Here is a 23,236-nt window from a genome sequence, read left to right as displayed (position 1 = left end):
TGCCTTCGGGCAGTGGCCTTTTTTTGTGGGCGGAGTCCAGTGACTCACCGTGTTCCTGTTGCCAGCTGCCGTAGAATGGCGCCCGATTGACTCACCTTCTTTACGGAGATTCCTTGATGCGGCGCTCCATTCTGTTCGTCATTTCCCTCCTCCTGGCGCCGCTGTCGGTGGCCCACGCTGATGACGTACCCGACAGCGCGGTACTGGCTTCCGGCCAGCAGGTCCAGGTATCGATGGCCGATGTCCGCAACGAGCTGAGCCTGCTGTCGAAGAAGCGCCGCGAGCAGGTGCTTTCGGACAAGAAGCAGTTGCAGAGTCTGGTAACGCGCATCTACTTCCGTCGCCGCATGGAGCAGATTGCGCACGAGCAGGGCTATATCGACGAGCCCCGCCTGCAGGCACGCCTCCGGCGCGCGCGAGAGGAAGCGCTTGCCGAAACGGTACCAGCGCGCTTCCTGGATGAGCTCGACATGCCGGACCTGAGCGAGCCTGCGCGCACGTACTACGACGAGAACATCGAAGAGTTCACCCCCGAGGAGCGCATTCGGGCGGCGCATATCCTGCTCCACGCGCCCAAGGCGGAGGACAAGGAACGGCGGCGCGAGGAAGCGGAAGCGCTGTTGCAGAAGCTGCGCGACGGCGCCGACTTCGGCGAGTTCGCCGCCGAGCATTCGGACGATGGCTCTCAATACACAAAAGGGGATCTCGGCATGTTCGCGGCCGACGATATGGTCCCCGAGTTCTCGGAAGCCGCCTTCGCGCTGGAAGAGCCGGGCGAAATCAGCGGTGTTGTCGAGACACGCTTCGGCTTCCATATCATCAAGTTGCTGGAGCGCCCCGAGATCGAGCCCACGCCCTTTGAAGAGGTCGAGGAGCAGATCGTTGCCAAGCTGCGCAAGGAGCGTCAGCGCGAAGCGCTCGGCGCGTGGCTGGAAGAGCAGGTTTCCCGGGAGGCCGCGATGGTTTCGGAGACGCGCCTTGAAGAGGCCTTCTCGTCGCTCAGCGAAGCCGAAGAGTTGGCAGAGCCGCTGAACGAGAAAGCCCTCGACGGTGCGGGTGTTCCGAAGGCGAAATAGCTTTTAATCTCATGCTTCGATTCATGGGGATTGGTGCGCAGAAAGCCGGCACGAGCTGGCTGCATGCTCAGCTATCACGCCATCCCCGGATCGGATTCCCAGGTGGCAAGGAGATGCACTTCTGGGATCGCATGAAGGCAGCGGAGGAAATTCCGAAGTACCTGGCAACCTTTCGGCATCCCGAGCGGCTGGAGGGGGAGATCACTCCCGCCTACGCGATTCTTCCGGAAGTGCGCATCGCTCAGCTGCGCGAGGTCGCGCCGCAACTGCGCTTGCTCTATCTGCTGCGCAACCCTGTCGAGCGTGCTTGGTCCTCGGCGCTCATGGCCTTGGGGCGCGCCGAGATGCGACGCGATGAGGCGAGTGATCAGTGGTTCATTGATCACTTCCACTCGCGTGGCTCGTTGGCTCGGGGCGATTACGCACGTTGCCTGGAGAACTGGCTGGCGCATTTCCCGCGCGAGCAGCTCCTGATCCTGCGCTATGAGCATATCGAGACCCAGCCGGAAGCGCTTCTCGATTCGGTTTGCGTGCATATCGGGGTCGAGACGCCCAATGAGGCGATGCGCACGGGGCTGAAAGAGCGCGTGTTCGCGGGTTCGGGGGAATCGCTGCCGCCGCATCTGCGCGCGCATCTGGTGACCTTGTATCACGATCGTGTCCGGGCTCTGGAGGCGATGCTCGGTGACTCTCTCGACGAATGGCTTGCGGTCCCCGAATGATGCGGATGCGGCGTGGACGAGCAGACAGCCCTTCGCGAGCGACGCAGAGTCAATGACACGGTCGGCGGAGGCAATGTGACGAAGCGCCGGACTCTGGAGCTTCTCGTACTCGGCGCGGGGCGTGGGGGTACCAGTCTGCTGGCAGCGTTGCTGGACAGCCATCCGCGGGTTTCGGTCGGGTTTGAAAGGCATGTCAAGTCGACGTTGCTGGCTGACTCGCATCAGGGCCATCCAGACGCCCGTGCCGCAGCCTTCCTGGCCGCATGTGCGACAGAGGCAGTGAGTTCCGACACCCGGATCCACGGGAACAAGATCACCACGGAGCAGTTGGCGCGGCTGGAAGATATGGCCGGTTTCCCGCAGACGCCGACCCCCGCTACCTTGCGCATGTTCTTTGACGAGATGCTGGCGGATTGTCGCTTCATTTTCATTCTGCGCGACGGGCGGAGCTGCGTTCGTTCGAAGATGGCGCGGGCCGGGCTGGATCTCGAAGGGGCCTGTCGGCGCTGGCGTTACGCCGCCGGCGTCTATCATTTCCTGGCGCGTCATCCGAGGGCGCTGTGCCTTCGCTACGAAACACTGCTGACTGCTCCGGAGACCGAGCTTCGGCGGGCCTGCGCCTTTCTGGAAGTGCCGTACGCGCCGCAGATGCTGGACGGAACGTTGCACCCACGGATGAACCCGGACTACCGGAACGCCGGGTTCGACGCCGCCAAGGCTGGTCTGGATGATGTGCCCGAAGGTTGCGAGGCCATGCTGGCTGCGGAACTCGAGCGTTGTGGATACGCTTTGCGGGCATCCGCCAGGGATTGAACCGCCGCTGCGAAGCGGATCAGCGCTTGAGCGCTCGGTAGGCCGGAGAGCGCCACAACCGAAGCAGGCCTTGCACATGCCAGAGCAGGTGGTGCGGATGCTTCAGGGTCTGGCGCCGCGCCGGATGCGTGATCCGGGCGCGTGGAAGCAATGCGACGCGCAACCCTTCCTGGGTTCTCGCCCGCAGACAGAGATCGGTATCCTCGCAGTAGAGGCGATAGCGGGCATCGAAGCCGCCGAGCCTGACGAAGGTCCCGTGCCGCATCGCCATGAACAGGCCGGCAAGCCAGTCGACGGGCATTTCGTCGACATCGGGCGCTTCGGGCGCGCGCCGGTGGGGCCATCGTTCGACGCTGTAGCGGCGAATCAGCGAGCCGGGCGTTATCACGGGGCGCCCATTGTCTTCCATGCGACCTTCCGGCGTATAGGCGAGCGGTGCGACGATGCCATTCGTCGGGTCGCCGAGCGCGCTTTGGACCGCCTCCAGCGTGCGCGTACCGAGCCGCAGGTCCGGATCCACCATGACCACGAACTCGGCATCGGCTTCGAGCAGGGCCTGATTGTGGTTGGCGCCGAAGCCCAGTGGGCGTGCGTTGCGAATGACGATCAGGGCTTCGCGGACCTTGGGCGGCAATTCGTCGAGAAAGTCGGTCGCCTCGCCGGTATTGAGGGTCAGGAAGTACTGGGTCCGCCCGGCCGGAGCCTGTGCAGCGAGATCCTGCAGGGCACCCAGCACGGCGCGGCCGTGTCCGTGGCTCACGATCGATATCGCCCAGAGGTGCTGCGGTGTGTTCGTGACCACGATGAAAGAGAGAAGCCGGAAGGAGTGCCCCGCGGGGAAGGCATTCTACGGGTCTGGCCTGTTCGGCGTGCCGCGCTCCGCGGCCGGATGCCGAGGAGATCGCGGGCGCGGTCAGGGCGCTGCTGTCTGCTGCCTGCGGCCAAGGGGCGTATCCTGTGCGCGCCTCCGACGCCGCGCGCGCCCGATCAATCAGGTGGGTGGGCTGGCGCATCCGGTTGGTAGACTGAGGAAGCGTCACTCATGGCGGAAGACCCCCAATCAGAGCACCAAGGCCCCGTGACGGGGCCGGCGATCCGGCGGGAGCGCTCCAGCGCTCACGTCTTTTTCGTGTCCGTCTGGGCCTTCCTGTTGCGCGAGATGAAGAACCAGTTCGGCCAGTCGCGGCTCGGTTATTTCTGGGCCGTCGCCGAGCCGGGAGCCGTCGTGGCCATCCTGACCACGCTCCACGCCTTCATTCGCGGCAATCACGCCACGCTGTATGGCGAAAACCCCGTCGTGTTCTTTGTTTTCGGCGCGGTCCCCTATTTCTTGTTCATGAACAGCGTCACGAATGCACAGGGAGTCTGCTCCTCGCACAAGGGTCTTTTTAACTATCGCCAAGTCAAACCCATTGATGTGATCCTGGCACGATGCCTCATTGAGGCGCTGACCATGACCGGTGTTGGAATTCTCTTCCTTGTGGGCTGGTGGTGGATTGGCAAGGATCTCGAGCTGGACAGCGCGCTTGGCTTGGCTGCCGCGATGTTCGCGTTGTTTCTGCTCGGAACTAGCACCGGCCTGGCCTTTGAGGTCTTCGGCACTATTTTTCCCGACATGAAGCGAATATTCGGCGTGATCATGCGCCCGATGTTCTTTATTTCCGGGCTGTTTTTCACGATCGACATGATCCCTGTCGAGTATCGGGCCTACCTGGTGTGGAATCCCGTGTTGCACGGTGTGGACTTCGCCCGGGATGCCGTGTTGGTGGGTTATACCTCGCCGGGCAGTGTGGTCTATCTGGTGGGCACCATAGCCGTGCTGCTCTTCGTGAGCCTGTCGGCTTATCGCCGTTATCTCTTTCAGCTCATCTGATCCCCGGCCGCGCTTTTCGTGATCGTCCTTCGCAACGTTACCAAGTCCTACCCGCTGCGCGGCTTCGCACGCCATTTCGTGCTTCGCGATTTCAATCTCGAGCTGCCTTCGCGTACGCATGTCGGCATCGTCGGCCGCAATGGGGTGGGTAAGAGCACTCTGATGCGACTGCTGGGGGGCATCGAGCTGCCGGATCGCGGTTCGGTGCGCTCCGATGGGCTCATCTCGCCACCGCTGGGCTTGACGAGCGGCTTTGCCAAGAAGCTCTCCGGCCGTGACAATGCGCGCTTCGTGAGCCGCATCAGTGGCGATGACCCGCGCACGCAGCGGGAGCGCGTTGCCTTCGTCGAGGAATTCTGCGAGCTCGGCGCTTTCTTCGACCACCCGGTGGAAACCTACAGCTCAGGCATGAAGGCGCGCCTGGGCTTTGCCATCAGCATGTCCTTCGACTACGACTACTACTTGATCGACGAGCTGACAGCGGTCGGTGACAAGCAGTTCCGGGAGAAGGCCAAGAAAACCTTTGCCGAAAAACGGGGGCGCTCCAGCGTCATCATGGTGAGCCACAATCTGAAGCAGCTTGAGCAGGACTGCGAAGTCGGCGTCTATCTCCGCGATGGAGGGGCGCAGTACTACCCGGACGTCAAGGACGCGATTGCGGCATACGGCGCCGACATGAAGGAGAAGGCATGACGAATCTATTGGGGCAGCAAGGAAAGTTGCTGCGCTATGCCCTACTCGTTGTGCTGCCGACGCTGGCGGTTCTGGCCTATAACGGCTTGATCGCCTCTGAAGGCTATGTCAGCCGCGCGCATGTCATGATCGAGCACGACACTCCTGTTCCGACGCCGGAGCTGGCTATCGGCGATCTTCTCGGCAGCGCGCCGAGCAAGGTGGACGCCCTGATCGTGAAGACTTTCATGGAATCGCGCGCCATGTTGGAGTACCTGGAACAGGAGCTGGGCGTTCGAGCGCATTTCAGCAGTGAGCAGATCGATTGGTGGAGCCGTTTGCCCGCCGATGCATCACGCGAGAGATTACTGAAGTATTTCCTCGATCATCTTGAGGTGACGGTGGATCAGGAATCCTTTGTGGTGGAGGTCGCCTTTACGGCCTACGATCCCGGGTTCGCGCAGAAGGTCGCTGACATGCTTGTCGCCCGCAGCGAGACCTTCGTCAACGACGTCAGCCACCATCTGGCGCGCGAGCAGTTGGCTTTCATCGAAGGCGAAGTCGAGAGGGCGCAGCAGAAACTGAAGAAGGCTTCACGCGATATGGTCGAGCTGCAGCGCAAGTACGAGGTCTTCAGCCCGGAGAAGGAATCCGAATCGGCCGGCATGGTGATCGGGGGCTTGATGCAGCAGCTGGCTCAGCAGCAGGCCACGCTAAAGGCGCTCGAGAGTTACATGAATCCAGGGGCTCAGCAGGTTGTCGAGGCGCAGCGGAAGATCGCGGCGCTCAAGAAGCAGATTGCCGAGCAACGCGCCGAGCTCGTCGGTAGCGATGACGAGGAGGGCCTCAACGAGTTGATGCTGAACTACCAGGACGCTGAGGTGAATCTCAACGTGGCGACCGAGGTGTACAAATCCGCGATCGGGACCTTGGAGATGACCCGCCTGGAAACGGCGCGCAAGGCGAAGTATCTGGTTTCCCTGTCCGCGCCCAGCCTGGCCGAGGAGGCTTATCATCCCCGTATCGCTTACTGGACGCTGACGGTGTTCGTGTTTCTGAATCTTGCCTATTTCGTTCTGGGTCTGATCATCGCGACGATCCAGGATCACAGGGAGTGAGCATGGGAGTCTGGTCGAAAAGGGCGCTGCTGGGGCTGCTGCTTGTGGCCCCCGCGCTCTCCGCGCAGCAGCCGCCTCCGGGGATGATGGGCGGCGGTAGCTCGGCTCTGTTGCCGACGACGCCGTCGGCCGCGGTGGCGCAGCAGCAGCAACCACCCCAGTCGCTCCGCCCCCTCGAGGACAGCGAGGAAGTGCCCGAGGATGCCGAGTTGGAGTCCTATGCGTCCGGGCCAAACGCGCCCTTCGGGAGCCGCCTGTTCCGCGGACGCTTCGCGCATCAATCCTTCGCGGGCTTCAATCCGGATTACGTTGTCGGTGTCGGCGACCTGGTCAACCTGACTCTGTGGGGCGGGGTCGATATGGCGCAGCGCCTGGAGGTGGACTCGCAGGGCAACATCTTCATTCCGGGCGTCGGGCCGGTGAATGTGCTCAACGTGCGCAACGAGGACCTCAACGAGCTTGTGCGCGAGCGAATCGAGAAGGTCTATCGGGAGAATGTCGGGGTTTATGCGGCCCTGGCGAGCGCTGATCCGGTGCGGGTCTTTGTGGCGGGCAATGTCGAGGCGCCGGGCTTGTATGCGGCGCATGGATCGGACTCGCTACTGCACTTTCTCGACCGCGCTGGCGGGATCGATCCAGAGAGCGGCAGCTACCTGGATATCCGCGTGCTCCGCAACGGCGAGTTGCAGAGCACCGTCAATCTCTACGACTTCCTGCTCGACGGGCGCCTGCCGATGCTGCAGTTTCGCGACGGCGATACGATCGTTGTCGGAGCCCGCAAGTCGACGGCCAGTGTGACGGGGCTCGTCAACCGCCAGGCGCGATTCGAGTTCGAGGGGGCTATTCCGCTTTCCAGGCTGCTGGAGTACGCCAGCGTCAGCAAGCGCGCGACTCATGTGCAGCTGATCCGCAATCAGACCAGGCAGCGCGAGGCGGAAGTGCTGGCGCTCGGCTCCGAGCTGGAGGGCGTTTCGGTCGTTTCCGGTGACAACGTCAATGTCTTCGAGGACCGCCGCGTTGGTGCCATAACAGCATCCGTAGAAGGCGAGTTCGAAGGCGTCAGTCAGTTCGTGCTGCCCTATGACGCCACTTTGGCGGATCTGCTTGATCGGGTGCGGCTCACCGATCGCTCCAATATGCAGGGGCTGGCGCTCTACCGGGAAAGTGTGGCCCAGCGTCAGAAGGAAGTGCTGGACCAGATGCTGCGCAAACTGGAAGAAGCCGTGCTCAGTGCGCGTTCCGGCACGCGCGAGGAGGCGCAGCTGCGCATCCAGGAAGCGCAGCTGATCTCGCAGTTCATCGAGAAGGCCGAGAAGATCCAGCCCGATGGTCAGGTGGTTCTGCACGACGGTTTCGATCCTTCCGATGTGGATCTGGAGGACGGTGACCGCATCCGCATTCCGCGCCAGAAGAACACCGTGGCTGTGCAGGGCGAAGTCTTTCTGCCGACGGCCTTCATCCATCAGGAGGGGCGTAGCGTCGATTACTACCTGGAGCAGGCCGGTGGCCTGACACAGGCCACCGACAGCGACCGGATCTACGTCCGGCGCGCCAACGGCGAGATCGAGATGGCGCAGGGCGGGCTGTTTACGCGAACAAGGGTGCGGCCGGGTGATGAGATCATGGTTCTGCCCAGGGTTGAGCTGAAGACCTTCCAGTTCACCAAGGATCTGACGCAGGTCATGTCGAATATCGCGCTGACGGCAGGTGTGGTGCTTGGCATCTGAATCGGGGCCGGGCGCCAGTGACGCGCTGCGTCGCCCGCTCGGCCGCCGGCCGTGACAAGCCGGGATCGTCGTGTCCCTGGCTGAGAGCGTTGTAGATGTCACGGTTCTGATCGTTGCTTATCGAAGCCGTCGCACCTTGCCGAAGGCGCTTGCTGCCCTGGAGCACCAGACTGTTTCGCCCCGGAGCGTGCGGATTCTGGAGAACGGCTCCCCGGAGGGCGAAGGCGTGGAGGGAGCCCAGGTGCCGGCCGGTTATGAGCTGTTGGAAAGCCCGGTCAATCTGGGGTTCGCTGGTGGCAACAACCGTCTCGCCGAGGACGCCTCCGGCGAGTGGCTCCTGCTCATGAACCCGGACTGCTATCCGGAGCCGGACTGGCTGGAGCGGCTTATGCAGGCGGCGGCGGCCTATCCCTGGGCCTCGCTTTTCGGCAGCACGCAATATGCCGACGGGGGCGAAGGGCATCTCGATGGTCTCGGTGATGTTTACCATCACAGCGGCTTCTTCTATCGCGGAGGCTACGGTCGGGTGCTGCCGCCGCCCACGGACGGCGAAGTTTTCTCGCCGTGCGGGGCAGCGATGATGGTTCGCCGCAGCCTTTTCGAGGGGCTCGGCGGCTTCGACGCGGACTACTTCTGTTATGGCGAGGATGTCGATCTCTGCTTCCGAGCACGCCTTCTCGGTCATCGCGCCGTGCAGGTAGCCGGTGCCGTGGTCGTGCACGAAGGTTCCGCATCGAGTTCCCGCTACTCGGATTTCGCCGTCTATCACGGCGTGCGCAATCGAGCATGGACCTTCTTCAAGAATATGCCATGGCTGTTGCTTCTGTTTTCGTTGCCAATGCATGCGGCCCTGACGCTCGCGCACGGGTTGGTCTGCGCGCGGCGCGGTCAGGGCCGTTTGTACCTCCGGGCCTTGCGTGATGCCTGCCGCGCCTGGCGCAACGTGCGCGCGAAGCGTCGGCGCATTCTGAGCGGCCGTCGGGTAGCGCTCGGTACGCTCGCGAGGGCCATGAGCTGGCGTCCCCTCGATCCGATCCGTCGCCGTCCGGTGATTCGCGAGATCCCTGCCGGTGAATGATGGGCGCTACTGCCGCAGTTGATAGCTGATCGCGAGATGCTGCTGGATGCTGCGCGCTTCGCGCAGTGCCGCGCAGACCACCGCCAGATCGAAGGTGGACATCCGCGCCGGGATCAGCTGGTTGTCCATCGGGCTTCCGGATACGAAGCAATGCATCTGCCGATCAAGGCGGAACGTTTGCAGGCTGTTGAATGCGCGACTCCAGCCTTCGACCTGACGTTGTTCGTTGGCAGTCCGCGCCCAGCTACGAAGTCTTTCTGTTGTGCTGGTGGCACTGAGGCCGCGGGACAGAGCGAGGACCCGCGCAGCATCGGAGAATGGCGACACGCCGCGCAGCTTGATGTCAAAGCGGTTCTCGGGCCTCAGCCAGCGCTGTAGCGGCCGGAAGGGGCCGAGCCGTGGTTGATTTCGCAGCGCGTTCTCGCTCATCTGCCGCAGGAAGAGCGGACGCTCGGCGACATAGGACGACAGCCAGTCACGCAGGTCCTCGGCCAGGCGGGCGTTGCCGTGCAGGGCACGGAAATCGAAGAAGATCGCACCGTGCAGCAGCGCCTCGGGGTCGCCGGTGTCGACCCAGTCCGCGAAACGCCCGCGCCATTCCTGGCTCGTGAGGCACCAGCGCGGGTTGCCCGCCATGATGTCGCCGGGGCACAGGCGGAAGCCGCAGCGCGCCAGCGCGTGATTGACCTCGCGGGCGAAGGTGAGCAGGCGCTGGCGCGCATCCTCGGCGTTGTCCGCCTCGAAGATCAGCGCGTTGTCCTGGTCGGTGTACAACGTCTGTTCGAAACGCCCCTCGCTGCCAAGCGCCATCCAGCACCAACGGATGCCGGAGAGATCGTGCTTAACGGCGATGAGGTCGATCAGCCGCTGCGTCATGACGTCGTTGAGCTCGGCGACGATGCGCGTCAGATGCACTGCCGCCATGCCTTCGCTGAGCAGATGGAAGCCGAGCTCGCGTGTGTCGACCGCGCGCTGGGCGACGACGCTGACGGCCGGTGCCTCGGCCAGCGCTTCGGCGAGCGCGTGGACGCGGTCGCGGGTGCCGCGGTACATGCGCACGGGTTCGGTGGCGCTTGGCTTATCCGTAGTCGAGGCGGGCATACCAGGTCTCCTGTGAGGCGCGCAGCGCATCGCCGAGGGTTTCGATGCCGCGTGCTTCCAACAGCGGAATGAGGCGAACGAAGACCTCGGCGGTGACGATGGCATCACCCAGCGCGGTGTGCCGGCCGATGACCGACACGCCCACTCGTTCGGCGATGGCTTCCAGTTGGTGGCCGTCACCTTCGGGGTAGAGCACGGCCGACAACAGCAGGGTGTCCAGCACGGGTTGCGTGAAGCTTGTCCCCAGCGCGCTGCCTTGCCGGCTGAGGAAGCTGAGGTCGAATGCGCCGTTGTGCGCCAGTAGCACCGTGTCCTCGCAGAAGTCCGCGAAGCGTGGCAGTACCTGCTCGGCCGGCGGTGCATCTGCGAGCATGGCGGCGCTGATGCCGTGGACTTCCTGGGCACTGCTTGCGATTGGGTGGCTCGTGCCCACGAAGGATTCGAAGACCTCCTGACTCAGAATGCGACCGTTGACGACGCGGATGCCGCCGATAGCGATGATCTGGTCTCCGCCGGCCGGGTCCAGGCCGGTGGTTTCGGTGTCGAAGGCCGTGCAGATCAGCTCGCGCAGGCGACGGTCACCGCGATCGTCCTCCGGCGAGGCGCTGGCAAAGAGATTGAAGTCGTAGAACTCCGGGCGCGCTCCGATCACCGCCGTGGAATCGGTGTGCTGGCCCGGTGGCTCGGCCAGCGGCAGCAGCCAGCGCGCGCCGGGCGTGTCGCCTCCAAGCGGCCAGCATTCGCCGCCGTGGCGCTGGGCGATTTCGCTCAGGGTGTAGGGCAGGGCGCCGTCACCTTCCTGCACGGGCTGGTGCTCCCACCGGCTCCACAGGCTCGGCGGTACCGGCGCACCGGCCCAGAGCAGGTCGATGGCAGCGTGGCCGTCGCTGCGTGTCAGGCGCAGCGAGAAGGCGCCGCCATCCAGCTCGCGCCCCACCTGCGTCGTGACGAAGCGCAGTGCCGCCGCCATGGCGTAACTGTCCGCGCGCAGCCAGTCCTCCGGGCGCTCCAGGCGAAGCGCTACGGTGGCCCCGGCAGCGTCGGCAACACGGCGTTGCAGCATGGTGCAGAAGGTCTCGGCGGCGATTTCCTCCAGCGGCCAGCGGGCCTGCTGAGCGCTTTGGTCGAGCTGGCGGCCTCGCGCCAGACAGTTCCCCAGTACCGCGCTTTCGTCGTCGATCATTGCCAGGAAGCGCTCGCGCTGTTCCTCTTCCATGTCCGGATAATCGCGCAACGCCTCGATCGCTGTGCGGACGTGCGTTAGCCGGCGCAGAGCGGCATCGGTGACCTTGGCGCGCTCTTCCTCGGGCTGTAGTGCGCCGGAAGCGACGCTGTCGGCCGCGGTGAGGGTCAGGAAGAATCCGGAGAGCCGGCCTTCGCGCAGCGGACTGAAGCGCGCACGCAGCAGGCGGCCGTCGCGCGTGCTGATGACCGCCCGCACGGCCGGTTCGTTATCGGCCTCGCGGAGGTCGGAGAGGCGGTCCAGACAGTGCAGGATGACGCTGCGTCGGAACAGGCTGAAGATCGAGCGACCGAGGCCGACGAAGGCTGCCTGCTCGCCGCTGAGCAACGCGCGTGCGGGCGGGTTGTAGAGCAGGATGCGGCCGTCGTCGGCACAGACGAGCACGGCCTCGCGCAGCTGTGCGAGCAGGGCGGCGAGAAGATCGCGTTCGGTGGCGAGTTCATCGGTGGCCTCGCGGATGCGGCTTTCCACCGTGCCGATGCGGTATTGATAGTCGGCGGCCAGCGCGTTGACGGCGCGCGCCAGCTCCGGTGGTGCTTCGCGCGTCAGCCGGAAGGAGGCGTTCGCTTCGCGCAGAATGTCGAGCGCGTGCACGACGCGCGCCACCATGCCGATATGCGGGCGCAGCAGGCGCCAGGCCCCGATGGCCGCGACCGCGGCGGCGGCGAGCAGTAGCAGGACCAGAAGCGGTGCGCGCGCGTCGGCACCGATCGCGGCGCGCGCCTCTGGCCCCAGCGCGAGCCAGCCCAGCGTTGCTGCCACGAGCAATGCACCGGCGGTGCAGGCACCGGCGGTCAGGGCAGCGCGCGTCAGTGGCGAGGGCCTGAGCTTCACGCTGCCAACAGCTCCTGGACGCGCGCGACCAGATCGCGCGTCGAGAAGGGCTTGGTGATGTAGTCGTCGGCGCCCAGCGCGAGGCCCTTGGCCTGCTCGGCATCGCGGCTGCGCGCCGTGAGCATGACGATCTTCGTGTTGGCCATGGCGGGGTCGGCACGCAGCGTCTGGCAGACCTCGAAGCCGTCGCGTCCGGGCATCATGATGTCGAGCAGGATCAGGTCCGGTCGCTCGGCCTGTGCCTTCTCGAGGCCGCTGTCGCCGTCGGTGGCGGTACTGACCGTGAAGCCGGCCTGTTTCAGCAGGAACTCCAGCGAGGTCACGATGCCGGGCTCGTCGTCGACGACGAGCACGCGAGCGGGGGGTGTCGTGCTGTTCATGCAGCGTCTCCGGAGTGGGGCAGCGGCAGCCTGAAGCAGAAGCGTGCGCCCTCACCCGGCCGGCTGTCGACGTCGAGGCTGCCGCCGAAGTGCGCGACGATCTGCCGGCTGATGGGCAGGCCGAGGCCGGTGCCGTGCGGTTTACCGCCGCGCGGATCCCGGCTCTGATGGAATTTGTCGAAAATCAGCTCGTGGTCCTCCGGTGCAATGCCGGGGCCATTGTCCTGCACGCAGACGCGCGCCCAGCCGGCGTCGCTGTCCAGCGTCACCGTCACCCGGCCATCCTGGGCCGGTGTGAACTTGAGTGCATTTGCCAGCAGATTCAGCAACACCTGGGTGATGCGGTCGCGATCGGCCTCGACCACCACCTCGTCAGAAGTTCCTTCGTAGCGCAAGGCTACGTCGGCGTCGTCGAAAAGATGACGCATCGATTCGATGCCGGTGGCGATGGTCTCGCCGAGCTCGAAGCGGCTGGGCTGCCAGTCCATGCCCTGGGATTCCAGGCGCTGCATGTCCAGCACCTGATTGATCAAGCGCGTCAGTCGCTCGGTTTCGCCGACGACGATATCCAGGAAGCGCGAGCGTTCGACGTCGTCCAGCGCCGGGTTGTCGCGCAGAATCTCGGTGAAGGCCCGGATCGAGGTCAGCGGGGTGCGCAGCTCGTGGGTGACCGTGGCCAGGAATTCGTCCTTGATGCGGTCCATTTCGCGCAGCTGCTGGTTGCTGCGCTCCAGCATTTCGGTCGTCCGCGCCAACGCCCGACTCTTCTGCTCCAGTAGCCGGTTCTGGTAGTGCGCCTGCGAGGTCTCGCCGAGAATGTCGAGCACTTCCTCCATGCTCAGCGGCGCTTCGCGGGCGATGGAGGCCACCATGATGCGTGCAGAGGCCGAGCCGATGGCCGCGGCCAGCTCGGATTCCACTTTCTGCATCAGCCGTGCGTCGGCGGAGCCATCGTCGCCAGCGCGGCCGATGATGCGCTCGGCCTGTTCCTGACCGAGGATGCGAGCGACCAGTGCGCGCAGTTCCTGTACGGGCGCGCCGCCGCGCCACATGGCGACGCTGGCGTCGCGCTGGCCGGGTGTGAGTGCGTCCACGAAGAGCGCCGCCTGGGCCGATTCGGCGGCGTCCTGCCGGCCGAAGAGCGAGATGATGACGAAGACCGCTGCATTCACCAGCAGGCTCCAGAGGACGCCATGGCTGAGCGGCTGCAAGCCCTCCATGCCGAACAACCGGTGCGGCGACAGCCAGGCAACGCCCAGCGGCCCATCCGCGATCAGGCTCGCCGCGAAACCGAAGCTTGGCAGTAGCAGCGTGTAGCCCCAGATGAGGAAGCCGGCGAGCAGACCAGCCATGGCGCCGGCGCGGGTCGCTTCCTTCCAGAACAGGCCACCGAAGAGCGCCGGCGCCAGCTGTGCCACGCCGGCGAAGCTGATCAGCCCGATGGAGACCAGCGAGCGCGTCTCGCCGGCGATGCGGAAGTAGGCGTAGCCGAGCAGCAGCACCGCCAGGATGGCCAGACGCCGGCTGAGCAGTAGCTGGCGGCTGATGGCGCCGCTGCCGGCGTTGCCGAAGGCGCGGGCGCGCAGCAGGCCGGGCAGGACCAGATCATTGGAGATCATCGTCGCCAGCGCAGTGGTTTCCACGATGATCATGCTGGTGGCGGCTGACAGCCCGCCGATGCCCACCAGCAGCGTCAGCCACTGTGCGCCAGCCTCGCCCGGCAGCAGCAGCACGTAGCGGTCGCCAGGCACGTCGGCGCCTAGCAGCAGCTTGCCGGCCAGGGCGATGGGCAGCACGAAGAGATTGATCAGCAGCAGATAGAGTGGGAACAGCCACATCGCCTGCCGCACGTGGCCGGGGTCGACGTTCTCCACCACGGCCACCTGGAACTGTCGCGGCAGAAGCAGGATCGCGAACATGGCCAGTAACAGCATGGTCAGCCAGTTATCACTCGCGGTGCCGGTGAAACCCGCGCGCAGCTCCGGGTGCTCGGCGGCGCGGGCGAAGATCTCCAAGGGTGAGCTGAACAGGAAGAAGCAGACGAAGATGCCCAGCGCCAGAAAGGCGAGCAGCTTGACCAGCGACTCGAAGGCAACGGCTGCCACCAGGCCTTCGTGCCGCTCGGTGGCGTCGATCCGCCGCGTGCCGAAGATCATTGCGAAGGCAGCCATGAAGAGCGCGATGTAGAGCGCGCTGTCGGTGAGCAGGCCGGCGCTGCCGTCCAGTTCCGGCCAGTCGCGGGCGGCGACCGAGAAGGAGATGGACACCGCCTTCAGCTGCAGCGCGATGTAGGGAACGATGGCGACGACGGCCATGACCGTGACCAGCGCGGCGATGGGCGCGCTCTTGCCGTAGCGTGCGGCGATGAAGTCGGCGATGGAGGTGATGCGTTGGGCGCGCGCGACGTGCAGCATCTTGATCAGCACAATCGGCCACAGCACGGCCATGAGGGTGGGCCCGAGGTAGGTGGGCAGAAAGGCCATGCCGGATTCCGCGGCCAGGCCGACGCTGCCGAAGAAGGTCCACGCCGTGCAGTAGACTGCCAGCGACAGCGCGTAGACGAAGGGCGAGGCGATCAGCGAGCGTCCGGTTGCGGCGCGGTGGTCGCCGTACCAGGCGATGGCGAAGAGCAGGCCGACATAGCCCAGCGCGACCGCGATGATGGTTTCCGATTGCAGCATCAGCGTCCGCGCCGGCTCATCCAGCCGATGGCGATGATGATCAGCGCCCAGACGGCGAAGAGCCAGACGGCAACGCCGGGTAATCCGCTGCCGGTCAGGCTGCCGTGGAAGATGCCCAGCAGCGGTTCGTTGAACAGCAGCCAGCCCGCGATGAAGAGCGCGATGAGACGCTGGCGGCTGCGCGGATCATTCAGCATGAGAACCTCCGCGTGAATAATGCACGGCATGAACGCAGACGGCCGGCGAAGCCATCGCTGGCTCCGCCGGCCGTTGCTCCTGCGTTTCGCGGTGCCGGTCAGAAGGCGTACTTGGCCGAGAACTGAAAGCGGCTCAGGGAGCCGTCGGCGCCGCTTTCCAGCTCGCGGTCGCTGTAGATCAGTTCGCCACCCACGACGAGGCCGGCCACCGGTTCATGCAGCAGGTTGAGGTTGAGGCTCTGCGCCTGCTTGGTGACGCCGTTGCCCGTCAATGCGGCATCGTTGTCGGCGCTGAAGTAGCCGTAGCTCAGGTTGGAGCGCCAGCGGGCACTCCATACCTGCCGGTAGGAGACGTAGCCGCCGAATGCCTCGATGCTTTCAAGCTCGCCGTCGTTGTCAATGACGGCGCCGTTGGCGGTGTTCAGGCCGAGATAGCGGCCGATGCCGTCGCCGTAGTTGACCTGGAAGCGGATGTCATTGGCACCCAGCATCTGCTTGCCGGAGATATTGACGCCGTAGCCGACGGTCTTGTCGCCGCTCGCGCCCGGGCCGCCGCCGTCGAGCTGGCGAAGCAGGCCCGAAAAACTCAGCAGGTTGCCGCTCTGCGTCTTGAGGCTGTACTTGACCACGGCATCCGGCAGGTTCTCGTTGTCATTGCTGATGCGGCCGCCGCCGGTGGGCGTGATGGTGCTCTGCGGATTCTCCAGTGCGATCTGCAGCGGGCCGTTGGTGTAGCGCACCTGGGCCTGTCGCACGAAGGTCATGCCTTCGGAGGGACCGATGAAGTCCAGCAGTTCGGGGTAGGCGCCGAGATCCATGAAGGTCGACCAGGTCTGGCCGAAGAGCCAGCTGCCGCCCATCGGCGTTTCCCACGACACGAAGGCGTGGCGCAGGCGCGGGTTGGAATCATTCACCAGTCGCTCATTGCCGCCCAGACCGCCGTCGAAAGCGGGGTCGAGGAAATCCAGCTCAATGAAGGTCTTGAGCGTGTGCCCGCCCTTGCTGGTGCTGGTACCCAGGTTGAAGCGCGATTCGCGCGCCGTGAAGTCGGTGGCGCCGTCGCGATCGCTGCCCGCGCTTTCCACCGGAATCAGGGCCGGGATCGTGAAGGTCCGACCGCGGTCTTCGGGTGCGTTGCCGCCCGCCGCGTCCGAGTAGCTGGAATACATGGCGTCCAGCTTGATATAGCCGCCGAGTGAGACCTCGGTGTCGCCGATGGTGGTCGATACGGCCGCCGCGGGTCCGGCGACCAGCAGGCAGGCGGCTCCGAAGCCGGCGGCATACAGACGGTTGCTACTGCGCATGGCGTGTCTCCTCTTTATGGTCTTGACCTATATGTGCTTATCCAGCGGCGTCAGCATCGTCTGCACAAAAGGGGTGCGTCCATTAGCCAAAGGTCGAAAGGCCTGGCGATCGCGATGCTGCAGCGCGACGAAAGTGGGATAGCCCGCCGCGCTCACAGCTTGTATAAATGACGCAATCAGATGCACACACAGGCCATGCGAAGGAGACCACCGCCGATGAGCAGCAATATTCACCCAGTGAAGCCCGAATGGCGCCAGGGCGCCAAAGTCGACGCCGCCGGCTACGAGAAGATGTACGCCGATTCGGTGCGCGATCCCGAGACCTTCTGGGCCGAGCACGGCAAGCGCATCGACTGGATCAAGCCCTTCTCGAAGGTCAAGGATGTCAATTTTGACGCTTCGGATCTGCATATCCGCTGGTTCTATGACGGCACGCTCAATGTGGCGGCGAATTGTCTGGACCGGCACCTGGCCGAGCGCGGCGACCAGACCGCGATCATCTGGGAGGGTGATGAGCCGGATCAGGACGCGCGCATCAGCTATCGGGAGCTGCACGAAAAGGTGTGCCGCCTGGGCAACGCACTGCGCGACATGGGCGTGGCGCGCGGCGACGTCGTCACCATCTACATGCCGATGATTCCCGAAGCGGCGGTGGCCATGCTGGCCTGCGCGCGCATCGGCGCGGTGCACTCGGTGGTCTTCGGCGGCTTCTCGCCCGAGGCGCTGGCGGGACGCATCGAGGACTGCGGCTCGAAGTGGGTGATCACGGCCGATGAGGGCGTTCGCGGCGGCAAGAAGATTCCGCTCAAGGCCAATGTCGATACCGCCTTGGGGCTCCCCGGTGGCGCCAGCGTCAAGAAGACCGTCGTGGTGCGCCGCACCGGCGGCGATGTCGACTGGAGCGAGGGCCGCGACCACTGGTATCAGGACATCACCGAGGCGGCTTCCAGCGATTGCCCACCCGAGGAGATGGGCGCTGAAGATCCCTTGTTCATCCTTTACACCTCCGGATCCACCGGCAAGCCCAAGGGCGTGCTGCATACCCAGGGCGGTTATCTCGTGCACGCTTCCATGACGCACGAGTACTGCTTCGACTATCGCGACGGTGAGATCTACTGGTGCACGGCCGATGTCGGCTGGGTCACCGGTCACAGTTACATCGTCTACGGGCCGCTGGCCAACGGCGCCACCACACTGATGTTCGAGGGTGTGCCGAACTACCCGGACATGGGGCGCTTCTGGCAGGTCTGCGACAAGCACGGCGTCAACATCTTCTACACGGCGCCGACCGCCATCCGTGCGCTTATGCGCGAAGGCGAGGATCCGGTCAAGAAGCACCGCCGCGATACGTTGCGCGTGCTCGGCACGGTGGGCGAGCCTATCAACCCGGAAGCCTGGGAGTGGTATTTCCGCGTCGTCGGCGACAGCCGCTGCCCGGTCATCGATACCTGGTGGCAGACCGAGACCGGTGGCATCCTGATCGCGCCGCTGCCCGGCGCCACGGACCTCAAACCCGGTTCGGCCACCACCCCCTTCTTCGGCGTCCAGCCGGCACTGGTGGACAACGAGGGCCATATCCTCGAAGGCGAGGCCGATGGCAATCTCGTCATCCTCGATTCCTGGCCCGGGCAGATGCGCACGGTCTACGGTGACCACGAGCGCTTCGTCCAGACCTACTTCAGCACCTATCCGGGTCGCTACTTCAGCGGTGACGGCGCGCGTCGCGATGCCGACGGCTATTTCTGGATCACCGGCCGCGTCGACGATGTGCTCAACATCTCCGGCCACCGCATGGGTACGGCCGAGATCGAATCGGCGCTGGTGGCGCACTCGCAGGTGGCCGAGGCCGCCGTCGTCGGCTACCCGCACGATCTCAAGGGGCAGGGCATCTACTGCTACGTCAGCCTGGTGGTGGGCGCCGAGCCTTCCGAGGCGCTGAAGAAGGAGCTGGTGCAGCACGTGCGCAAGGAGATCGGTGCCATCGCTTCGCCGGACATCATCCACTTCGCGCCCGGCCTGCCCAAGACGCGCTCCGGCAAGATCATGCGCCGGATCCTGCGCAAGATCGCCGAGGGCGAGTACAGCAGCCTGGGCGATACCTCGACGCTGGCCGACCCGGGCGTGGTCGATACGCTGGTGACGGAGGCGAAGGCAAGGCAGACATGAGCCACGCCGCGCCGCGTTCGGCAGCCGCCTCGGTCATCATCGCCGATGACCATCCGCTGTTCCGCGCCGCGTTGCGCGAAACGGTGGGGCGGCTGCTGGCCGGGGCGGAGGTCGTCGAGGCGCAGGACATGGCCTCGCTCGAGCGGGCCACCGAGCAGCACTCGGAAGCCGATCTGACGCTGCTCGATCTGCATATGCCGGGGGCCCACGGCTTCTCCTCGCTGATCTACCTGCGCAGCCATTACCCGAGCATGCCGGTGATTGTCGTCTCTGCGGCCGAGGGTGGCGATATCGTGCAGCGCGCGGTGGATTTCGGCGCGGCTGGTTATATCCCGAAGTCATCGAGCCTGGATGCCATCGCCGATGCGATCACTGCCGTATGCGACGGCAATCTCTGGTTCCCGGCTATTGACGCCGATAGTGACGGTGGCGACGCCGAGTTGGCAGAGAAGTTGTCCAGCCTGACGCCACAGCAGTTTCGCGTACTGATCATGATTGCCGATGGTCTGCTCAACAAGCAGATTGCCTATGAGCTCGACGTTTCCGAGGCGACCATCAAGGCCCACGTCACGGCCATCCTGCGCAAGCTGGGACTCTATAGCCGTACGCAGGCCGCGGTCATTGCTGAGCGGCTGCAGATTCACCCGCCGCGCGTGAGCGACGACGCTTCGGCAGCATCCGGCTGAGCAGCGCGCGCAGTGCCGCCGGCTTGACCGGTTTCGGTAGGAAGCGCATACCGGCAGCGGCTGCGGCCTGACGGGCCTCTGCGGAGTGGTCGGCGGTGACGAGTACCGCTGGCGGGTTGGCGTCCCAATGTGCGCGCAGTACTGCCATCACGTCGGTGCCATGCCCTTCGTCCAGATGGAAATCGACGAGTACAGCCTGCGGCGGCTGCGGGCAAGCCTGCAGGGCCTGCTCGGTGTCGGCGGCGCAGATGGCGCGGCAACCCCAGCGCGTGATTAGTGCCGCGGTGGCGGTCAGCGTGTCGGGGTCGTTGTCGATGTAGAGCACGCTCGCGCCGCCGAAGTCCTGCACGGCGGTTCCCGATGTGGCCGCTACGGGGGCCTTGCCGGCGGTGGCGCGCGGCATGCGTAGCCGAAACACCGAGCCCCGGCCGGGGCGCGAGTCCAGTGTCAGCTCGTGGTCGAGCAGGCGCGCAATGCGCTCGGCGATGGCCAGGCCGAGACCCAGACCGCGTTCGGCGTGTGGCTCGCGCGGTTGCAGGCGCCGGAACTCCTCGAAGATCTCGCGGCGCTTGTCCGCCGGAATGCCGGGACCGGTGTCCCAGACTTCGATAAGCAGATCCGGCCCGCGGCGTCTGCAGCCCATCAGCACGCGTCCGCGGCTGGTGTAGCGCAGGGCGTTGGCCAGCAGGTTCTGAATGATTCGGCGCAGCAGCGCTTCGTCGCTCGCCACCCAGGCCGAGCAGCTCACCGTGTGCAGCTCCAGGCCGCGATCGGTGGCGATGGCACGTGCCTCGGCGGCGAGGTCGTCGAGTAGGCGCTGTACGGGGAATGGCCGGGGATCGGTCTTCTGGGTGCCAGAATCCAGTCGCGAGATGTCGGAAAGGCCTTCGAGCAGGGCCTCCATGGCGGCCAGCGAGCGACCGATGTTCGTCGCCGCCGCGCACGTTGCCTCGTCGGTGGCGTTCTCCAGACCATGATTGAACAGGCGCGCGGCATTCAGCGGTTGCGCCAGGTCGTGCGTGGTGGCGGCGAGGAAACGCGTCTTCGAGCGGTTGGCGGCCTCGGCCTCACGTCGGGCATGGCGGGCGTCGGCCTCGGCCTCGGCGCGCGCGGCATTCTCCTGCTGCAGCGCCTCGTTGGCGGCGACCAGCTCGCTGGTGCGCTCGGCGACACGCTGTTCCAGCTCCTCGTTGACCCGCTGCAGCATGCTTTCGGCGCGCTTGTAGGCAGTGACATCCGAGAAGGTGCTGACGAAGCCGCCGCCGGGCATCGGGTTGCCGGTGATCTCGATGACGCGGCCGTCCGGCATGCGGCGTTCGTGCCGGTAGGCGGTGCCGCGTTCCAGATGCGCCATGCGGCGCGCCACCGGCTCATCCTCGTCGATCTCGTCGCCGAGCAGGCCTCTGCGGGCATTGTGGTGCACGAGCTTCTCTACTGGTGTGCCCTCGCGCAGCAGTTCGTCGGGGTAGTCGAAGAGCTCGGCGTAAGCATGGTTCCAGGCAGTCAGCCGCAGGTCGCGATCGACGACGGCGACGCCCTGGTCCATGTGATCGAGGGTCGCGTGCAGCAGGTCGCGATTGAAGCGCACCGCTTGCGAGGTCTGCTCGATGATGTCGATGACCTCGCCGGTCCCCGGATGGCGTAGGCGCTCGATGAGCACGCGTGCCGATGAAGCACCCAGGGCGCTCGCCAAGCAGCTCTCGCAGAAGCGGATGAAGTCGGCGTCGGCGGCGCCGCGCATGCGCCAGGCGGTGCCGCGCTCTTCGCCATAGTCGGCGATGAAGGCGCGCGTGCGCTCGGTGCCGAAGAAGCGCTCCAGCAGCACGGTCAGGTCGCTGACGCTGATACTGCCTGGGCGTGTGCCGTTCGTCTCCGGCTCGCGCAGCCCCATCAGTCGCGCGGTGTGCACCTGCTCGGTGAGCGAGGGCGCGCTGGTCAGCGACACGGCGATCAGCAGCACGATGTGGACGGCTAGGCTCCATGCCGTTCCCTGGATAAGAATGTCCTGCGCACCGGTATCGGGCGCCAGGGTGGGCACGGTGGCCGGTAGCAGCGTGGTTACCAGCCAGGTCACCATGCCGCCGATCAGCCCCGCCACGGCGCCGCTGCGGTTAGCGCGCGGCCAGACGATACCGGCCAGCACGGGCGGTGCCAGGTGGGCGATGGCCGAGAAGCTCAGCAGGCCGATCAGCGCCAGCGGCATCTGCGTCAACATGAGCCGGTCGATCAGCCAGGCGGCCAGCAGCAGTGCCACGATGGTCAGGCGGCGTACGCGCAGCAGCAGAGCGCCGAGATTGGCCTCGGCGCGCTGATAGCCGCGTCCGCGCAGCATGCCGGGCAGGATCAGTTCGTTGGAGAGCATGGTCGCCAGCGCCACGCAGGAAACGATGACCATGCCGGTAGCGGCCGAGAAGCCGCCCAGGAAGGCGAGCAGCGCCAGCCAGGACATATCGAGGGCCTGCGGCAGTGCCAGCACGTAGCGGTCCGGCCCCCCGCCGCCGACTGCCGCCATGCCGGCGGCCGCCATGGGCAGCACGAAGAGCGCGAAGGTGAGCAGATACAGCGGAAAGACCCAGCGCGCGCGTCGAAGTTCGCTCGGCCCTGTGTTCTCCACCACCATCAGATGGAACTGGCGCGGCAGCACGATCACTGCGGCGCCGGCCAGAAGCGTCTGCAGCCAGAAGGGTGCGGTCAGGAATTGCATCGGATCCACGGCCGGTAGCGAGCGAGCGGCGTCAATGCTTGGTGCGATACCGCCGAGGCTCCAGACGGCGGCGACACCCACGGCCAGGAAGGCGGTCAGCTTGAGCACGGACTCCACTGCCACGGCCAGCACCATGCCGTGATGACTCTCGGTACTGGCAATGTGGCGCGTGCCAAAGAGCATCGTGAAGGCGGCCAGCAGCAGCGTGATCAGTGTTACACCGTGCAGGCCGTCGCCCATCACGCCCTCGTCTACGGCGAGTACTTCGAAACCCAGCGAAATGCCGCGCAGCTGCAGCGCCAGATAGGGCAGGCCCGCGAGCAGCGCGATGAGGGTGGCGCCGGCGGCCAAGCGCGCATCGTTGCCAAAGCGGGCACCGATGAAGTCGGCCACTGAGGTCAGCTGCGCCTTCTTGCACGCCGCGATCAGTCGCCTGAGCAGCGGCATGCCGAGCAGGAAGACCAGCGCCGGCCCGAGGTAGATGGGCAGGTAGCTCCAGCCGTCGTCGACGGCGCGGCCGACGGCGCCGTAGAAGGTCCAGGCCGTGCAGTAGACGGCCAGCGCCAGGGCATAGGTCCAGGGACGCTCGCGACGCGGACGCTGTCGCGCCGCCCGGTCGGCCAGCCAGGCAATGACGAAGAGGGCGCCGACGTAGGCGCCCGCAATGCTGAGCAGCTGCAAGGAGGTGAACACGCAGCCCCCGTTCTAGTGTCTCCCCGTGCCGCGCGAGGGCGCGGCCGCGTAACCAGTCTAGCGCTCGTCCCGATTCGGCGACGAGCGCGCAAAAAAATCCCCGCCGAGGCGGGGAGAACCGGTCTGTCACCAGGGGGGAACAGTGACCGGAGTCTGGAGAGACACGTG

At 65.5% G+C, this 23,236-nt stretch carries 18 protein-coding genes; 10 read left to right on the top strand and 8 right to left on the bottom strand.

Annotation, left to right across the window (positions count from 1 at the left end):
- Positions 1 to 116 precede the first annotated feature (116 nt).
- From U743_RS10465 to U743_RS10455, 3 genes are read left to right on the top strand one after another with little or no spacing between them, the layout of a single operon-like run.
- A complete protein-coding gene (locus tag U743_RS10465) occupies positions 117 to 1,076 on the top strand; it encodes a peptidylprolyl isomerase (protein WP_052367919.1) in 960 nt (319 codons plus the stop codon).
- Between the two features lie 11 nt (positions 1,077 to 1,087).
- Positions 1,088 to 1,798, top strand: coding sequence for a sulfotransferase family protein (locus tag U743_RS10460; RefSeq protein ID WP_052367917.1), 711 nt, complete (start codon positions 1,088 to 1,090; stop codon positions 1,796 to 1,798).
- A 12-nt stretch (positions 1,799 to 1,810) separates the two neighbouring features.
- Entirely contained in the window at positions 1,811 to 2,611 is an 801-nt protein-coding gene (locus tag U743_RS10455; RefSeq protein WP_084191479.1) for a sulfotransferase family protein, read from the top strand.
- Between the two features lie 19 nt (positions 2,612 to 2,630).
- Here U743_RS10455 and U743_RS10450 read toward each other — a convergent pair whose 3' ends face one another.
- Positions 2,631 to 3,371, bottom strand: coding sequence for a glycosyltransferase (locus U743_RS10450; protein ID WP_052367915.1), 741 nt, complete (start codon positions 3,369 to 3,371; stop codon positions 2,631 to 2,633).
- 282 nt (positions 3,372 to 3,653) lie between these two features.
- Between U743_RS10450 and U743_RS10445 the strand changes: the two genes are divergently transcribed.
- From U743_RS10445 to U743_RS10425, 5 genes are all read left to right on the top strand, one after another.
- Positions 3,654 to 4,484, top strand: a complete 831-nt coding sequence (locus tag U743_RS10445) for an ABC transporter permease (RefSeq protein ID WP_043768038.1) — start codon at positions 3,654 to 3,656, stop codon at positions 4,482 to 4,484.
- Between the two features lie 18 nt (positions 4,485 to 4,502).
- A complete protein-coding gene (locus U743_RS10440; protein WP_043768035.1) occupies positions 4,503 to 5,177 on the top strand; it encodes an ABC transporter ATP-binding protein in 675 nt (224 codons plus the stop codon).
- A gap of 26 nt (positions 5,178 to 5,203) precedes the next feature.
- Positions 5,204 to 6,274 carry a hypothetical protein gene (locus U743_RS10435; protein WP_198022004.1) on the top strand — a complete coding sequence of 357 codons (1,071 nt, stop codon included), beginning with the start codon at positions 5,204 to 5,206 and terminating at the stop codon, positions 6,272 to 6,274.
- Between the two features lie 2 nt (positions 6,275 to 6,276).
- A complete protein-coding gene (locus U743_RS10430; protein ID WP_052367913.1) occupies positions 6,277 to 8,001 on the top strand; it encodes a polysaccharide biosynthesis/export family protein in 1,725 nt (574 codons plus the stop codon).
- Positions 8,002 to 8,071: 70 nt separating this feature from the next.
- The gene (locus tag U743_RS10425; RefSeq protein WP_198022003.1) at positions 8,072 to 9,079 is read left to right on the top strand and encodes a glycosyltransferase family 2 protein; all 1,008 of its coding nucleotides are present in this window, start codon (positions 8,072 to 8,074) and stop codon (positions 9,077 to 9,079) included.
- 6 nt (positions 9,080 to 9,085) lie between these two features.
- On the opposite strand, the gene U743_RS10420 is transcribed toward U743_RS10425, so the two are convergent.
- From U743_RS10420 to U743_RS10395, 6 genes are all read right to left on the bottom strand, one after another.
- Positions 9,086 to 10,180 carry a DUF294 nucleotidyltransferase-like domain-containing protein gene (locus tag U743_RS10420; protein ID WP_198022002.1) on the bottom strand — a complete coding sequence of 365 codons (1,095 nt, stop codon included), beginning with the start codon at positions 10,178 to 10,180 and terminating at the stop codon, positions 9,086 to 9,088.
- On the bottom strand, positions 10,158 to 12,257 hold the full coding sequence (locus U743_RS10415) for a 3'-5' exonuclease (protein WP_052367910.1): 2,100 nt from the start codon (positions 12,255 to 12,257) through the stop codon (positions 10,158 to 10,160). Before U743_RS10415 ends, U743_RS10420 begins: the two co-directional genes overlap by 23 nt.
- Positions 12,254 to 12,637, bottom strand: coding sequence for a response regulator transcription factor (locus U743_RS10410; protein WP_043768026.1), 384 nt, complete (start codon positions 12,635 to 12,637; stop codon positions 12,254 to 12,256). Before U743_RS10410 ends, U743_RS10415 begins: the two co-directional genes overlap by 4 nt.
- Positions 12,634 to 15,318, bottom strand: a complete 2,685-nt coding sequence (locus U743_RS10405) for a sensor histidine kinase (protein ID WP_043768023.1) — start codon at positions 15,316 to 15,318, stop codon at positions 12,634 to 12,636. The genes U743_RS10410 and U743_RS10405 overlap by 4 nt, the downstream gene beginning before the upstream one ends.
- Positions 15,318 to 15,515 carry a hypothetical protein gene (locus U743_RS10400; RefSeq protein ID WP_043768020.1) on the bottom strand — a complete coding sequence of 66 codons (198 nt, stop codon included), beginning with the start codon at positions 15,513 to 15,515 and terminating at the stop codon, positions 15,318 to 15,320. The genes U743_RS10405 and U743_RS10400 overlap by 1 nt, the downstream gene beginning before the upstream one ends.
- Before the next feature lie 98 nt (positions 15,516 to 15,613).
- A complete protein-coding gene (locus U743_RS10395; protein ID WP_043768017.1) occupies positions 15,614 to 16,819 on the bottom strand; it encodes a DcaP family trimeric outer membrane transporter in 1,206 nt (401 codons plus the stop codon).
- A 216-nt stretch (positions 16,820 to 17,035) separates the two neighbouring features.
- Here U743_RS10395 and acs point away from each other — a divergent pair, with 216 nt between their 5' ends.
- Together acs and U743_RS10385 are read left to right on the top strand one after the other, a co-directional pair.
- Positions 17,036 to 18,985 (top strand): acetate--CoA ligase, encoded by a 1,950-nt coding sequence (gene acs / locus U743_RS10390; protein ID WP_043768008.1) that lies wholly within the window; start codon positions 17,036 to 17,038, stop codon positions 18,983 to 18,985.
- On the top strand, positions 18,982 to 19,671 hold the full coding sequence (locus U743_RS10385; protein ID WP_052367906.1) for a response regulator: 690 nt from the start codon (positions 18,982 to 18,984) through the stop codon (positions 19,669 to 19,671). Before acs ends, U743_RS10385 begins: the two co-directional genes overlap by 4 nt.
- On the opposite strand, the gene U743_RS10380 is transcribed toward U743_RS10385, so the two are convergent.
- Positions 19,604 to 23,068, bottom strand: coding sequence for a PAS domain-containing hybrid sensor histidine kinase/response regulator (locus tag U743_RS10380; RefSeq protein WP_043768005.1), 3,465 nt, complete (start codon positions 23,066 to 23,068; stop codon positions 19,604 to 19,606). The two genes, U743_RS10385 and U743_RS10380, sit on opposite strands and share 68 nt — an antisense overlap.
- Positions 23,069 to 23,236 lie beyond the last annotated feature (168 nt).

The sequence above is a fragment of the Algiphilus aromaticivorans DG1253 genome, from assembly GCF_000733765.1.
Taxonomy (GTDB): domain Bacteria; phylum Pseudomonadota; class Gammaproteobacteria; order Nevskiales; family Nevskiaceae; genus Algiphilus; species Algiphilus aromaticivorans.
The sequence above is the reverse complement of the archived record's forward strand: the minus strand, read 5'-3'. Positions and strand labels throughout refer to the sequence as shown.